Raw genomic sequence first — 14,506 nt, 5'->3', positions numbered from 1 at the left:
CCGCGCAGCAGACCGGCGACTCCGTCGCCGGTGCGGCCAACTCCGTTGGCCGCGGCACGAATTGCTCCGCAATTCGGCCTGCCGGAATTCGCTCCGCGAATTCCGGGTGAAATCCGCTCCGCGGTTTTCACTAAAAGGCGCAGTGAGGGGGTGGGGGTGCCTCGGCCGGTTGGTAAGTGCTCGTCAGTTCTGGGATTTCTTAAAGAATTGACGAGCACTTACCTCTATGCGGCGAATCCGACGGCTGACACGTATTCGCATTGCCCCCATTGGGAGCCGAGGTCCGTGATGGCGTCCACCCAGGCATCATCGAGAGCGCTCATGTCCTCTGCCGTCCAGGCCCGGACGGGGGTGTCCCATTGGCGGATGTTGAGACTGCGGTACTCCAGCACCCGCTGGAACCTGCGGTCGACCTGGGACTGGTTGAACGGGTGGATCTCCACCCGGGTCCCTCCCCCGCCATTGAGCCGGCGCAGCAGGTAGCGGGCTACATTCTGCCGACGCACCGTGCGGTAGGCCGTTTCGATCTGCTGGAGGCTGACCTGGGAGGGGCGGCGTTTGCCCTCCAGCCAGGCTTCGATGGTGCGGTCGGTGACGGTCAGGCCAGCTTCGCGTGCAGCCTGGCGGGCGTGATCGGACTTTGTCAGGTAGTGCAGGCGGGCGAGGAGGCCGCGCTTGGCGGTGATCGGGGTGGCGACGTAGCCGGTGAGCTGGTCGAGTTGGCGAGCGACGGCTTCGCTACCCTTGATGCCACGGGCCCCGTAGTGGCCGAAATCGTGTGTCCTCTCCGGCATCGACGGGGCCTTTCTTTGACGGGTTTGCGTTCCCTCAGAATACCGTAACTCTGTTGATTTCACGGACGTTTATGCCGGTGGCAGGCGGCTGGTTTAAGGACTCCGCTGCGCAGCTCCCTGGAGGTGCGGCTACGTGCGGGCGAGTGGCTCAGCTCTGGGGTGCGGTGATGTTTGGCGGGAGGGGCTGGCGGAAGCGACTGCGTCAGGAGGTCGGGGTCCGGTAGCCTTGTCAGGAAATTAAGAACTTGGAGATCGGTCAAGAACGCCACCCACCCCCGCAGAGGGCTCGATCCCACGGTGGTCGAAGTGGCCTGATCCTGTGGAGGTCGTCGTGGCGCACGGCGAGGTGGTGCTGGAGGGCAGTCATGGGGTGGTAGCCCTGGCCGCGAGGGAGCCGGCTTCGGATGAGTGGGCGTGGCTGTTCGATCACCAGCCGGATGTGGTGGAGGCGGTGGCCGAGGTGTTCACGGCGCAGCCGGGGTCGCGGCGGAAGTGGTTTCGGGCGCAGGTGCATCTTGCGCCGGGGTTGGGCAAGACGCGGATCGGGTTCATGGTGCGCGAGCGGGTGGCGGCACAGGGCGGGATGCTGTTCGCGGTGCCCACGCGCAGTCTTCTGGAGCAGACGTACAAGGCGTTGCGGGAGTACGGGTGGCGGGGGCCGGTGGTGGCGGTCTACTCGCCTCGGGATGCCGCGTTGGCGGGGCGGGAGGGCGAGGGTGTGCGGGTGACGACCAGCCCTCGTGAGCTGGCCGTGCTGGTGCACCGGTTTCGGGCGGCCGGGGTGCCGTACACGGTGCTGACGACCTACGCGAGCGTAGAGGCGGTCATCGCGGCGCACCGGCTGCAGGCCGAGCGGGACGGGGTGGAGTCGCTTCCGGCTTGGGATTTGCTGGTGAAGGACGAGGCGCACCATACGGAGTCCTCGGCGGTGTGGGGGCGGATTAATTCGCAGCGGTTGGTGCCGGCGGTGCGCAGGCTGGCGATGACGGCGACGCCGCGGCTGATGGGGCTGGTGAAGCGGGACAAGCGGGGCCGGATCGTGGTGACTCCGGGGGTGCGGATGTCGGAGAAGATGCACGGCCCGGTGGTGTACCGGATGGGGCTCAGTGAGGCGCAGCGGCGGGGGAAGCTGGCCAGGTCCCGGGTGGTGGTCGCAGAGGTGGGCGAGGAGCGGCTGCGGGTCATGGTGGACCGGCTGGGGCGGGGGGATGCGGGGGTTCAGGCGGAGTTGATGACGTCGGCGTCGGGGGCGGTGCTGCGGGCGGCGGGGCGGTACGGGTGCCGGCGGGTGCTGGCGTATCACCGCACGGTGGCGGGGGCGGTGGCGGCCGCGGGGTCGATGGCGGAGCAGTCCCGGCTGCTGCATGAGCAGGGCACGAGTGCGCCTGCGCGGGTGTTCGCGGTCGCTTTGCATGAGGAGACCCCGGCCAGGGAACGGGAGGCGGCCCTTGATGCTCTGCGGGCGGGGACCGACCTGGACCAAAACGAGGTCGACCTGGTCGTCGTGTGCTCGGTCCGTGTGCTGAACGAGGGGATCGACGTCCCCCGCGTGGACGGTGTTGCCCTGGTCGAGCCGCGGACTCAGCCGCACGAACTGCTGCAGATCGCCGGGCGGGCGCTGCGGTTCGACCGGGACAATCCCGAGAAGATCGCGAACATCATCGTGCCGGTGATTCACCTCGAAGGACCCGTAGCCGGGGCCGAGGACGATGACGCGGAGATCGGGGAGTCGTCGGACTGGGATCCGGTGACCAACATGCTGCGGGCGGTGGAGTCGTATGAGCCCGACGGCGGCCCCCCGTCGTTCTTGGAGGGGTCCACCAGCCGTACCCGGCCGGTGATCGGGGTTGAGGAGCAGCGGGAGCGCCAGGAGCGGCGCGCACGGGAGCTTGCGGACATGCTGGTGCTCACCCGGGAGCGGTCGTCGCGGGCGGTGGTGGACTGGCTGCGGTTCACCGTGGTCAACGATCCAGTGGCCGGGGACCTGTTGAAGGTCATGGAGGCCGCTGCCGCGTTCCGGCAGGAGCATCTGCATCTGCGGGTACCTGCCGACTGGGAGGAGGACGGACTGCTGCTTGCCGTCGAGCTCGACAAGCTGCGGCGCCGTGCGCGGCGGGACCGGGAGGACCTGGCCCGCCTTGTCGAACAGAAGAGCGGCGATGCCTCGGCGGCACGGGAGGAATGGCTGCGGCGCGGGCCGCGGATCCACCCCGACGACCTCGACCGCCTCGCCGGCATGGGCTTCGAGTGGGGCCCGAGGGCGGACGGACGGGCCCTGCTGCTGGCCGCCGCCCGCGCCTACACCGCCGCCCACGGGCACCTGCTGCCCGGCAGGAACGAGACCATCGACCTCGGCGGCGAGGAGGTCCCGATCGGAGCGATGCTCACCGAGCTCCGCCGTCCCGGCGTCACGGATACCGAGCTGGACGCGATCGGTGAGTGGCGGCTGCCGCCCGAAGCGGTATGGACCGCGGTCTGGCACCGCCAGCTCGTACGGCTCCGCCTCTTCCGGGCCGAGGGCGGCCGACGGGCCGAACTCCTTGCCGGGCCAAGGGAGTTTCGCGGTAGTGACCTCGGAAAATGGCTGCAAACGCAGCATGTGCGGTGGAAGGACCTGGCCGAGGCACAGCGAGCGGCGCTCAAGGACCTACGGATGGGACCTGCCGCCGGCGACGCACGCGTCCACGCAGCGGGGGTGCCCCAGGCGCGGCGCAGCCGCACGGAGCGGGCCATGGAACTCGTCCTCGCCGCCCGGCAGTACCTGGAGGAGGTAGGGCCTCTCGTTGATGAGGCGGGGAGGATCATCGTCGCCGACTCCTACCGGCCTGTCGTAGCCGGACGGGAAGTCCAGCTCCGCAAGCGCCTCTACCCGGTCCGGGACGGCTACGACAGCTACCCGCCCGAGCTGCAGGACCTCTTCCATGGGCTTGGGCTGCCTTGGGTAGGCGAGGCACACCAGCCGGAAGGCTGAGGCGGACACGTCATACGCTCCGGGCGGCGGGCAGCATCTGGCGGGGGCCGGTCACTGGTAGAGGAAGTCCGTCCACCACACCTGCAGCCCATCGACCAAGGCGACCGCGTTGTCCGCCGCTTCCCGGCGTTGAGCGGCACCGCACGCATCGTACACAACGTCGAAGGACGGCCCCTGGTTGTGGTATTCCGCAGCGAGTCGGCGGAAGGTGGTCGAGGGGCAGAAAACGGTGTCCGCCGCCGCGGCCTCGTCCACGAGCTCCTCGGGAAGCCCGCCGTACACCTCGGACGTGATCCAGCATGCCCAGTTCACCAGCTTGCGCGTCGCCCTCACGTCGCCTGCGACCCGGTCGAGCAGCACCGGTCGGCACTTGGGGTCGGGGCATTCGTCCACCGTCGCGTAGAACAGCTGGTCCAGCAGGGCGTCGCCCGCCGGGTCCTGAACGCCGGGCAGGTACGACTCGGACGGCGGGACGAACGTCCGTTGCCGTTGCCGGGCCGTCTCCGCAGTGTGTACGTGGTCAGTGCTGGTCACGGTTGTCTCCGCTGCTCCCCGGCAGGCTCTTTGCCTGGCATTACCAGCTCATCGTCTCCCGCTCCTGTGCGCGGCGGCCGAGGAGCGGGCGAATATGTGGGTCTGGCGGTAGGTCTTCTGGTAGGGAGAGGCGTCTTGGGAGGCACCGGATCCCCCGTGCGGCTTGGCAGCTTGTACCGGGAGGAACGCGGGGGTGTCCGGGAGGTCCTGTGAGTTCGTGATGCGCTGCTGGTGTGCAGGGTTACTTGGTGGTCTTCAGTCGGGCGGCGAGGTCTGCGGAGAATCCTGCCTTTCGGAGCGGGGCGGTGGCCTTGATGATGTCGCTGAGCGCGGTGTGCACGACCTGCAGCTGAGCGGTCGTCTGTTTGGCGGCGAGCAGCGGCTCGATGGCGCTGGTGTGCAGGCGCACCGCTTTGTGGTGGACGAGGCCGAGCTCTCGCGCGACGGCCAGGACCGATAGGTCCGGGTTGGTGGAGACGAAGTAGCGGCCCAGGGCGTAGAGGAAACACCTGCCCTTGAGCGGGCACATGGTGTCGCGGTCCCATACCTTGGCGATCTCGAACTGGTGGGCGCTCATGTGGGCGAGGGCCGCCTCACGGAGCATGCCGGCATCGCCGGTCCGCTCGACCAGGTCCCACAGCTGCAGCCCCACATCAGCCGGTGAGCGGCGCGGGAAGCTCATGACAGCCCGCTCCCCTCGTCGCCGAGCAGACGGGCAAGTGCCTCGTCCATGCCGGCCTGTCCGGTGGTGACCGCGTGCTCGCACCAGTCGCACACCGCGCGGACCTTCTTCAGGCTGTCCAGGACCGCCTCGTGGTGCTCGGTGGTCAGTAACTCCTCCTGAACCGCGACCACCGCGTTCTGCATGCCGACGCAGAAGCTCGTGCACTGCCCCAGGATGCGCAGCACCGCCGTCGGCGTCTGCTGGAACTCCATTGTGGGACCCGGGTGCGGGTCCTGCGAGCGGGGTGCGAGGGCCGCCGGGGCGTCTTGCCTGCGGTTTTCTGCTTCCAGGCGTTCACCTAGGTGGTAGTGGGCGTCGCGCACCGCGCGGCGGAAGGTCGGCGATTCCATGGCCTTGTCGATGACCTCGGTGCGCTCTGCGAGTTGCTTGACCGCTTCGACGGCCTCGTCCGTGGCGCGCAGCAGCCGCTTGGCCTGCCCAATCCGCTCCTCGGGAGTCCGGGGCGTAGTGGGCAGGGAGTCCCGGGCCCGTAGCGCCGCATCGTTGCTCCACTGACCGCGGCCTCCTGGATCAAGGTCGTCGGAGGGCTCTTCGCGGATCAGGTCGAACCGGTTGGGCACGGCGGCAAGGTCGCGATGGACGCTCCAGGGAACATCGTCGCGGCGCATCTCGATGGGCCATGCCTTCGCCACGTACCGGTACGTTCGCAGACTCTTGAGAGTGGAGCGGATCTGCGCGGCATACAGGGTGAGGGTGGCGGTGACTTCGCCGTGGCCGCGGGGGTTGGCGTCGATGAGCTCGTTGAGGAGATCGCCGAGCTCGAAGTTGCTGGCACTCTTGGCGCGCATGATGCGCCGGCCTTGTTTGACGTACTCCCACCACTGCTCGCGGGTGTAGCCCTGGGGGACTTCCAGCTTGCTCATGTCGGGCTCCGAAATGGTGCGGTCCCGGTTCCGCCCTCACGCCCCAGGCGGCCGTCGGCCACGCGGGGGCAGTCCCGGCAGTCTCTGTTCCTGGGCGCAGCATCCTGCTGTCCGGGCAAGAGCACCAGGCACCCGGCACAATGACCCCAGGAACAGGCGGGGCTCCGGCCGCTGGCCGGGTCACCTGTGCGTCAGGCGGGCCTGGTGGTGCCAGGCAGGTCCTGGATGCAGGTGGCTGAGTGCGGGGATCAGGTGGCCTGCGTCCTTCACGAGGGCTTCGAGTCGGTAGCCGAAGGATTTGCTGAACAGGTGGAAGTGTCCTGGCACCTGCTCCAGCTGACGGAACATACGGGCTGCGCGCAGGAACGGGCGCGCGCTGGGCGGTACCGCGTACCAGGCGGGCGGGGGCGGGTTGTGGTGATCGAATTCGGCGGACTCGGGCTGGGGCAGGGCCAGGAATCTGCCGTCGGGGTCGATATCGTCCACGCGGGCTTGGACGAGGCGGTCCAGGTGGGCTCCTGTGAATAACAGTGAGGCCAGTGCGGCCAGTTGCGGCGGGCCTGGAACCGCGCGGCTGATGTGGTGCGCGGTACGGGCGGTGAAGGGCAGGGTGGACAGGCCCGGTCCCTGGGCCGTAGCGAGAGCATGGGGGACGGACAGGCGCAGGCCCTCGGCGGTGAAGCCGCCCTGGGCGCCGCGGATGCGGGCCAGGGTGGTGGCTGGGTCGGGGCTGAGGCAGGTCAGCCGGGACAGGAACAGCTCCAGGTCCCGCTGCGCGGGGACCTGGCCGGTGGCGCGGCGGTGGCGGGCGAGCCAGGTGCAGGCGGCGAGCTGTCCGGCGCGGTACTGGCTCCGGGCTGCGCCCGGCTGAGAAGAAACCGGTGCGGCAGACAGAGGGAACGTGGGGCACAAGGGTGTGGTGGTGGGCAGGGAGCGGGTGAAGAAGGCACGGGCGTCATCGGCGGTGAGGCGGAGGAGTCCGTCGGTCAGGCCCGTCTCGGCGAGGCAGGTGCCGAGACGGGCAGCCTGGGTGGCACTGGACGGTGCGGCGAGCAGGATCAACCGGATGCCGGTCAGTTCACGCAGGACCGACAGCTGCTCGGCGCGTTCCGGAGTGAGAAGGTGTGCGCGCAGCACGGTCAGTTCCCGGATGCCGTCGACGATGAACCAGCAGGCGACCGCCCGCCATGCGGGGGCCGCGGTGATGACAGGGGCGCGGGTGGGGGCGTAGGCGGTGCGGCCGAGGGCGGCCAGGATGTCGCGGGCCAGGAACGCGGAGGTGAGCGTGGCGGGGGTCGGGTCGACGGCAATCCGGCCGCGGGCGGGGTTGGCAGAGCGGTGAGCGGCACGGGCCAGTTCTACGTCATCGGTCTCGTCGGTGATCAGTGTGACGGGCGGCATGTCCGCGGGGTGGAAGGGGTGGGGGGTGAAGGTCAGCGGCACGGGACGAGGCCGATCCGGTGCGTGGCCTTCTGAAGAAGCTCGGGGGTGACGGAGCGCGCGCCGGCCCGGGTCAGGACGTGGTGGGTGTGATGGGTCAGCAGCGCCCAGTGGCGTAGTCGGCCGCGGGCGAAGCGTGCGTCGACGCGGCGCAGCAGTTCGGGGTCGGTGTGCTGCCAGAGGGGATGGAGACGGGAGATCGCGCCGGGCACGTGGTGGGGGTGGAGGGGGTGGAGGGGGACCAGGTGCAGCCAGGCGGCGGTCCGGGAGGCCAGCATCCGCTGGGCGCGCAGCACGGGTTCTCCGTCCTGGCCGGCGATCAGCACGATGCACAGGCCGCCGGGCAGCGTGTCGTAGAGGTAGCGCAGGTACTCGAAGGAGACGTCGGAGAGCTGGTGAGCCTCGTCGACCGCCACGATCCGTGGTATGCGGGCCAGGGCCTTGAGGATGAGCGCGTCCGCGACGCCTGGGTCGGCCGGTGGGAGGCCGGGCAGGGCGAGAACGTCGTGGAGAGCGGCACGCAGATCGGCTGGAGCCGGCCGTGCGGGAAGCATCAGCGGGGCACGGCGGCACGGCGGGTGAGAGGCCAGGACGGTGCGGACGGCGAACGTCTTTCCGATGCCGGAAAGCCCCGTGAGGCACACCATGGACCGGCTCGCGAAGCCGTCGGCGACGGCGTGCGCCGTGTCACGCAGGCCGTCGGTGAACAGCGTGCGGGTCCGCAGCAGGGGAAGGAAGTGCACGGGAGGGCCGGGCTGATGGGACGAGTGAGGCGCGGAAGGCGGCAGCCCGCAGGCGAAGGAGGCAGGGCGGGTGGGACTCAGCACTGCTTCAGGGCCCAGTCGACGACCTGCTGATCGACGTGGTCGGTTCCGAAGTGGGCGAGGCCCTTGAGAGCGTAGTGAGTGACCTTGGCCCACTCACGCATCGAGCCGTCGGCGTGACGCACGTCGATGTGCTCGAGGAGTTCAGGACCGGCAGTGGCCCAGATGGCGTGGGTCAGCGGGATGACCTGCAGCATCTCTTCGGTGGACATGGCCTTCACCTCGCGTCGGGCGCACAGGCGGGAGGCCAGAGACGGGTCGCTCTGCAGGGTGTCGTAGGCCTCGTGACCGCCGATGAACAGCACGGCCGGCCGCTGCTTTCGACAGTTGTCCCAGAGGTTACGGATCAGCTCGAAGCAGGCGCGGTTGTACTGCTGGGCCTCGTCGCACACGATCACGTACGGGCGCCGCGGCAGCGCGGTCATGAGCTGCCGGTACAAGGGGGTGGCAGTGCCCGGCATCTTCCCGGGCAGACGCAGCTGGTGGAAGAGTTCCTCACGCAGGTCCTTCGGCCCGGGCCTCGAGCGGGCGAACTGCAGGGACAGCAGCAAATCGGGCGCGATGCGCTTGAGCGCGGCGCGGGTGGCGAAAGTCTTGCCCAGACCGGACTCGCCGTAGATCAGCGACATCGCCCTCGCCTCGATCGTCTCGGCGATCGTGTCCTGGACCTGGAGCAGCACATCGGTCGTCACCAGCTGCGCGCCGGGGACGTCGAGGAAGAACTCCGGCTCCATGTCCCCCGGCTCGGGCGGTACTTCACTCGTCACGGTCTCTCCTCGTTGGGGGAATCTTTGTCAGGTGTGGGAGGCAGGGGGACGGCCCAGTCCGGGGCGGGGCCCAGGCGCGGGGTGTAGCGCTCGGTAGCCCGCTGACGCTGACGAGGGACGGCAGGGATCTGGGCACGGTCGGCGGCGTTGAGTTCTCTTGCTGCCTGGGCGGATGTCATACGAGGCAGCCGCCGGGGCGGGCCGGGCTGGGTGGACGCGGCGAACCGCTCCCGGCGGCCGGCCGCCGAACGCTTGATGACCCGGCGCAACTCGCGGTCCCTGGCCGCGCGGGCCTTGAGGACTTGGCGGCGCTCGTCCTCGGTGGCCTCGTCCGCGAGGACCGCTCTGCCGAGGTAGCGGTTGCCCGCAGTGGTGTAGAGATCGATCTCATGGGCGTGGTGCGGCATGAACCGCACCCGTACCCGGGTACCGGTGCGGCCCACGCCGTCCTCGGGCATGTAGTACCGGCCGTGGAACTGGACCCCATGGCTGGTGATCTTCCTTGGGCGGTCGTCGGAGCTGAGCATGTAGGCCCGCAGATCGGGCGCGCTGACCTCGCGCAGCAGGGTCGTATCGGCCTGCCATGCCTCAAGCGGCGTCATCCCCGTACGGTGAAGGACATCCACGGTGTTGTGCCGCTCGACCCAGTCACGCAGCAGGCCGACGAACGCCTCGAAGGTGAGCGGCGGGTCATCCTCGCCGGCCCGACGGCGGTGATCAAGGAGCGGGGCCCCGGCGTAACGGGGCAGATCGGCGAAGAACCGGGTCACCGCGGTCCGGTTCAGGCGTTCCACCCCACCCTTGTGACGAGGGCTGAACACCCGGTGAAGAGACACACCGAGAGCGCCGAAGGCATCCTTGACCGCTTTGGACACGAAGTCCGCGCCGCCGTCGATCCGTACCAGAGAGGGCAGGCCACCGGCCGGCCCGTAGTCCTCGCCGGTCAAGACCGCCGAGCGCAGCGCGGCCAGTACCGAGTCCCGGTGCGCGCTGGACGCGGTGACCGCCCAGCCCATCACCATCGAGGTGGCCCGGTCCTCGTACCAGGTCACCCACACCCGGCTCAGCGAGCCGTCGGGCAGCACGACACGCAGCGGGGCGTGCTGGTGATCGGCCTCCCACACCTCGTTCCGGTGAACCGCCGGCCGCTTGAAAGCGGGATCGAAACCACGGGCGGCCGGAACACCCTGGCGCAGCCCGGCCATGAACCCCGGGGTGAGGTCCCGACGGATCGCATCGTGCAGCGTGCTCAGCCCCGGCGGCCGCTCCCCCACCGCAAGGGCCCGGCGGGCCAGTTCCTCGTGCGCCCGCTTCACATTCCCCAGGCAGTCCGCGAGGACCTCGATGATCTCGTCGGTGATCTCAAGACGCGGACGCGGGGAAGGCTCAGGCGAACCGGATTCCTGAGCGGCGGCCAGCCACCGCCACACCGTCCGGATGCGCACGTCGAGCGACTGGGCGACCAGACGTACATGCCCCGTGGTCAGCTCCCCTGCCGTCCGTAGCGCGAGAAGACGGCGTACCGCTGCTGTGCGCAGCAGCGCCCGGTCCTCACCCCACCCCGCACCATCAGTCATGCGCATGACACTAAACATCGGACAGGCCAGCGACCACAGCGAAACAGGCGCCCCACCCAACCGGATGAAACACCACCGAACACCACCCCACAGCAGGCTCCACCTGCTACAGCACCCCGTGAACGCCTATGGACATCCGGCCCCGCCGACACCGAACGACACGGCACGATGACACCGACCGACACGGCATCAAGACACCGACATCAGAAACAAAAAGAAGGGCCCTACCAGGCCCTTTCACCAACCCGACATGATGCCGTACCTATCAGTGACACCCCCACCACACATCACAACGGGATCCCGGAGCACTCCTTCTGGAACATGGTGCGGTGGGCGGCGAACCTGGAGGGCGCCGGGCTGCACGACACCGCATCGGCCGTCTTCCACGAGCTCCCTGAGGAGACCCGGCGCGAGGCAGCCGAACAGCACACCGCTCTGGCGCTACTCACCTGGGAGTTGGTTCACTTCTCCCGGATGCGGGAGACCGTCGGTGTCGGGGACGGGGCGAGTGCTGAGGCCGCCCGGCGAGAGGCCCTGAGTGTCCTGGAGGAGCTCGCGGCCACGGGCGAGCCGAAGAACTGGAGTTGCATCCTCGGGTGGTGGAGGACGTTCTTCGTCCTGTCGGGGCGGGCAGCCGAACCCGCCGCGAGCCCCGAGTCCCCGATGCCACCGTTCGGCACGGAGCTCGGATGGTCGCGCGACGTGCGGGACGGTTTTCTCGGCATGCCGCCAGGCCTCGAAGCGGAGGCGGCGAGACTGCGCGAGGCCGACCGGCTGCCCGAGCTGGTCGACGTCCAACGCAGGATCGGCATCCGCGCGGCCGTCCGCGAAGGCGAGTGCCCCTACCTGTTCGAGGGGCGGTTCACGCCATACTTCGACGAGGGTGTGACGCTCGCCCGCCGCCTGCCCGACAACCCCGCACGCCTCGCCCGCGCCCTCACCGACCGGTCGGTTTTCCTCGTCGCGGCACGATCCTTCGAACCCGCGCATGCCGACTTCGCCGAAGCGGTCGCCCTTCTCCACGATCGCTGATCGCACCGCACGGTCGCCGCGTCCCCGTGCCGGGCACGAGGACGTGGGCCAGGCCGTCGCGGTGCCACCGGTACCGGGCCCCGGGCGAAGCAGCCGATCCCAGCCCTGTTGAAGGCCAGGATCGGCTGCCTGACCTCCGAGTCCGTGTGCCCCGGGAAGACTGAGACGCCTGCCCAGTTGCCCCGAGATGATCGAGACTGCCCTGACTTATGTGAGGCAGAACAGTCGGCGTCGCCCGGGGAATCCTCTTGGGGGTCCGTCATAACCGTGGACGCTGTCACACGCGATTCTCAGAAGTACCCGGAACCCACCTTTGAGCGAGAACGGGTTCTGCGAACCGAGTCGGCACTTCGTGATCTCCGTGCGGCTCTCTTTGATCCTGCCCGGGCAAAGGGCTGTTTGTGAGGAATTGCGGTTGCGGCAGTCGCCCGGCTGAGTGTTACTTTGATCTGCTTTGCTCCGACCGGAAGGAAAGCAGATGGACATCCCCACCGTGCACAGCCAGTTCCTCAGTGAGGCGCTGCCTCGGATCCAGCAGGATGCGCGTGTGGCCGGCGTGGCGATCACCGGGTCGCTCGTGGGCGGCCGCCCCGATGTCTACTCGGATGTGGACCTGATCCTGGCCATCGACGACGAGGCGTACGACGCGGTCATGCGGGAGCGGCTCGCGCTGATCGGTTCCTGGACTTCCCTGGTAGCCGGGTTCACCGGGGAGCATGTCGGCGAGCCGCGCGTGATCATTACGCTGGTCGGGCCGCCTCTCCTGCACGTGGACTTCAAGTTCGTGCGGGCTTCCGATTTCGCCGAGCGGATCGAGGACCCGGAGATCCTGTGGGACCGCGACGGCCTGCTGACGGGCACCCTCGCCCAGCAGCCGCCGGCCCATCCGTCGTTCGACCTCCAGTGGATCGAGGACCGGTTCTGGATCTGGGTGCACTACGGCGCGACGAAGCTCGGCCGCGGGGAACTGTTCGAGACCATCGGCTTCCTCGCCTACCTGCGTGACAGCGTGCTCGGCCCACTGGCCGCCCGCCGGGTGGGTGCACCCTCCCGCGGTGTCCGCCATCTGGAGACCATCGCGCCCGACGAGGCGCGTGCCCTTCAGGCGACGCTGTGCGGCTACGACCGTCACCAGGCCGGCCGGGCACTCCTTGCGACCGTCGACCTCTACCGCCGATGGTCCAATCCCGAGGGAGCGATCGTTGAACGGCGCCACCATGCCGAGGAGCTCGCCGTCCAGTACCTCCATGAGGTCATCGGCAGGTCTGCTGACTGACGTACGTACGAGAACGGGGGCCAGGCGCCGGAGAGGGCGGGCCCGTCAGGCGGTCGGCCCGGGCGCCCTCCCCCGTGGGACGGCGCCGGGGCCGACCTGGCTTCCGGGGCCGTCCACCGGTCCCCGTCGTCGTCATCGCCGAGCTCGACCGCGTCCGGGTCACGCACCGGGCGCAGGCCCTGGGGCGGGGTGGAGGGAGTGTAGAGGGGGTGAAGCTGCAGGCAGCGATCCCGTCCCAGCAGCGCACGTTCACCGTCCGGTGCCCCACCACCCGCTGCAGCGGCCGCGGCACCTGCGACCGGCCGAGGGGGTGGACGACCTCCACCCGGGTCCCGTGGCCCTCCCGGTTCAGGCGCCCCACCCGCCTCGGCTGCAACCTCACCGCATGAGGACGGAGCCGCTCCCCGGCCTGCCCGGCCTGAAGCCGAAGGTGCCCGCACCCATTGATGGATGGTCTTATCTTTCGCTAAGAACGTTCCCCTAGCGTCTCGTTCATGATGACGCAACGCGGTGCAGTCGGATCTGTTGTCCTCACGGCCGTCGCCCTGACGGCCGGCGCCGGGGTCGCCGCCGCGGCTCCCGCCCCCGCCAGGGCCGCCGCCGTGTCCCACGGCAAGGTGACGGACAATCTGTACATGTCGCTCGGTGATTTCGAGGATGCCACGTCCGGCGAGAACCCGAAGGTCAAGGCCATGATTGACCGTTCGGACATCGGCGGCGTGCAGGTGGTGGCGCCCTGGAAGGCCCTTGAGGGGAAGAAGGGGGAGTACAAGTGGGCGCGACTGGACAATGCCCTGAAGTATCTCCAGGAACGTCACAAGAAGCTGTTCGTCCAGGTTCAGGACCGGTTCTTCGACGTAGCCATGAAGGACGCCAATGTCCCCCAGTACGTGAAGGACGAGGGCGGCATCGCGCCGACGATCGATGAGAACCCCGACAATCCCACCACCCACGGGGCCATGGCCGCGCAGTGGAACAAGGATGTGCGGGCGGACTTCCAGGCCATGCTGAAGGCGATGGCGGGGAAGTTCGACGGCAAGCTCGCCGGGGTGAACCTTCCGGAGACCGCGGTCGAGGTGGACACCAAGACGGATCAGACCAAATACACCTCGAAGTCCTACATCGATGCCGAGATCGACAACATGCGCTACGGCAAGAAGGTCTTCACCAAGACGCAGTTCATCCAGTACATCAACTTCCTGCCGGATGACGACGACCACAAGCGCATGAAGGAGATGTTCGACCTCGCCAGGGACAAGAAGATCGGCATCGGAGGACCGGACACCCTGCCGGACCGGAAGTACCAGATGGAGAACTCCTACAAGTTCCTCCACGAATACAAAGATGCCCTTCCCCTCGTCGCGATGGCCGTCCAGGAACCCGACATCAACGCCAAGGACCCCCAGACCGGCAAGCCGTACACCCGCGAACGGTTCACGGACTTCGCCCACGACCACCTCGGCGCACGCCACATGTTCTGGACCACCGAAGCCGACTGGCTCCAGAAGCCCGCAGCATGACACACACCCGAGTACGGCCCCTCAACCCCGCGTGAGCGACCGAACGCTCCCGGGGTGGCACAGCCTCACGATGTGATCACCACATGGCCAACGGGAATTGCGCAGCACAGTCGCTCCCGGACTCACAGCAGGCTCCGGCCGCCCTCCTTCGCGGAGGGCGGCC

The 14,506-nt window shown here is 68.8% G+C and carries 12 protein-coding genes; 4 read left to right on the top strand and 8 right to left on the bottom strand.

Translation table 11 applies throughout. The annotated features are described in order from the left end of the window. Positions 1 to 224 precede the first annotated feature (224 nt). Positions 225 to 794 carry a transcriptional regulator gene (locus ABD269_RS30395; protein ID WP_344123130.1) on the bottom strand — a complete coding sequence of 190 codons (570 nt, stop codon included), beginning with the start codon at positions 792 to 794 and terminating at the stop codon, positions 225 to 227. Positions 795 to 1,125: 331 nt separating this feature from the next. Here ABD269_RS30395 and ABD269_RS30390 point away from each other — a divergent pair, with 331 nt between their 5' ends. After that, positions 1,126 to 3,765, top strand: coding sequence for a DEAD/DEAH box helicase family protein (locus tag ABD269_RS30390; protein ID WP_344123128.1), 2,640 nt, complete (start codon positions 1,126 to 1,128; stop codon positions 3,763 to 3,765). Positions 3,766 to 3,816: 51 nt separating this feature from the next. On the opposite strand, the gene ABD269_RS30385 is transcribed toward ABD269_RS30390, so the two are convergent. The 7 genes from ABD269_RS30385 to ABD269_RS30355 form a co-directional block, all read right to left on the bottom strand. Beyond that, the gene (locus ABD269_RS30385) at positions 3,817 to 4,299 is read right to left on the bottom strand and encodes a hypothetical protein (protein WP_344123126.1); all 483 of its coding nucleotides are present in this window, start codon (positions 4,297 to 4,299) and stop codon (positions 3,817 to 3,819) included. A gap of 241 nt (positions 4,300 to 4,540) precedes the next feature. Further along, positions 4,541 to 4,981 carry a hypothetical protein gene (locus ABD269_RS30380; protein WP_344123124.1) on the bottom strand — a complete coding sequence of 147 codons (441 nt, stop codon included), beginning with the start codon at positions 4,979 to 4,981 and terminating at the stop codon, positions 4,541 to 4,543. Then, positions 4,978 to 5,907, bottom strand: coding sequence for a DUF6192 family protein (locus ABD269_RS30375; protein ID WP_344123122.1), 930 nt, complete (start codon positions 5,905 to 5,907; stop codon positions 4,978 to 4,980). The genes ABD269_RS30380 and ABD269_RS30375 overlap by 4 nt, the downstream gene beginning before the upstream one ends. A 180-nt stretch (positions 5,908 to 6,087) precedes the next feature. After that, positions 6,088 to 7,350: a hypothetical protein gene (locus ABD269_RS30370; protein ID WP_344123120.1), complete on the bottom strand. Its 1,263-nt coding sequence runs from the start codon at positions 7,348 to 7,350 to the stop codon at positions 6,088 to 6,090. Next, positions 7,341 to 8,090, bottom strand: coding sequence for an ATP-binding protein (locus ABD269_RS30365; RefSeq protein WP_344123118.1), 750 nt, complete (start codon positions 8,088 to 8,090; stop codon positions 7,341 to 7,343). Before ABD269_RS30365 ends, ABD269_RS30370 begins: the two co-directional genes overlap by 10 nt. A gap of 77 nt (positions 8,091 to 8,167) precedes the next feature. Then, positions 8,168 to 8,938, bottom strand: coding sequence for an AAA family ATPase (locus tag ABD269_RS30360; protein WP_344123116.1), 771 nt, complete (start codon positions 8,936 to 8,938; stop codon positions 8,168 to 8,170). Then, a complete protein-coding gene (locus ABD269_RS30355; protein WP_344123114.1) occupies positions 8,935 to 10,515 on the bottom strand; it encodes a Mu transposase C-terminal domain-containing protein in 1,581 nt (526 codons plus the stop codon). Before ABD269_RS30355 ends, ABD269_RS30360 begins: the two co-directional genes overlap by 4 nt. Positions 10,516 to 10,836: 321 nt before the next feature. On the opposite strand from ABD269_RS30355, the gene ABD269_RS30350 reads away from it, so the two are divergent. The 3 genes from ABD269_RS30350 to ABD269_RS30335 all read left to right on the top strand — a co-directional run bounded on the left by ABD269_RS30350 (position 10,837) and on the right by ABD269_RS30335 (position 14,343). Then, entirely contained in the window at positions 10,837 to 11,547 is a 711-nt protein-coding gene (locus ABD269_RS30350) for a hypothetical protein (RefSeq protein ID WP_344123112.1), read from the top strand. A 478-nt stretch (positions 11,548 to 12,025) separates the two neighbouring features. Further along, complete coding sequence (locus tag ABD269_RS30345; RefSeq protein WP_344123110.1) at positions 12,026 to 12,823, top strand: nucleotidyltransferase domain-containing protein; 798 nt, start codon at positions 12,026 to 12,028, stop codon at positions 12,821 to 12,823. Positions 12,824 to 13,317: 494 nt separating this feature from the next. Continuing rightward, complete coding sequence (locus ABD269_RS30335; protein ID WP_344123108.1) at positions 13,318 to 14,343, top strand: hypothetical protein; 1,026 nt, start codon at positions 13,318 to 13,320, stop codon at positions 14,341 to 14,343. The last annotated feature ends 163 nt before the right edge of the window (positions 14,344 to 14,506 follow it).

Source organism: Streptomyces blastmyceticus (assembly GCF_039521185.1).
In the GTDB taxonomy this organism is placed as follows: domain Bacteria; phylum Actinomycetota; class Actinomycetes; order Streptomycetales; family Streptomycetaceae; genus Streptomyces; species Streptomyces blastmyceticus.
This window is presented reverse-complemented; position numbering and strand designations above follow the sequence as displayed.